Origin of the sequence: Nitrosomonas supralitoralis (assembly GCF_003011925.2) — a bacterium.
Classification (GTDB): domain Bacteria; phylum Pseudomonadota; class Gammaproteobacteria; order Burkholderiales; family Nitrosomonadaceae; genus Nitrosomonas; species Nitrosomonas supralitoralis.
The window spans coordinates 1-476 of the sequence record NZ_PXXU01000197.1; the positions used below are offsets into that span (position 1 = coordinate 1).

Consider the following 476-nt stretch of genomic DNA (forward strand, 5'->3'; position numbering starts at 1 on the left):
AGGTTTCCTGGATTACGGCTTGCCGGATATTGCGCAAGATTCGCATTGCCATGGGACACCGGGATAGTATCTATCGGCTGCACGATCTGATTGAGATTGACGATGCCTTGGTGGGTGGTCGCCGCGGTGGAAAGCGAGGTCGCGGTGCCGAAGGTAAAACCCCAATACTGGTGGCAATTGAGAACCGGGGCAAGTGTGCCGGGTTTATCGCCATGCAACAGGTCTCTGCTGTTACTCATAAAACAGTAGCAAAGTTTGTTCAATGTCATCTCCCGCCCAATCAGTTGGTGCGTAGCGATGCGCTGGCTTCCTTGGTGGAAATCGGCAAAACCCAGCATCATGCCGCACGGGTGACGCCGCCTGATATGGCGGGCGAATGGCTGCCCTGGGTGCATATTGCCATCGGCAACCTCAAGGCATTTCTGCTGGGCACTTATCACGGTGTATCGCCCAAGTATATGCAAGAGTATCTCAAC

The 476-nt window shown here is 54.2% G+C and carries 1 protein-coding gene; it reads left to right on the top strand.

Annotation, left to right across the window (positions count from 1 at the left end; translation table 11 throughout):
- On the top strand, positions 1–476 hold a 476-nt coding region (locus C7H79_RS17405), incomplete at both ends, for an IS1595 family transposase (RefSeq protein WP_119983684.1).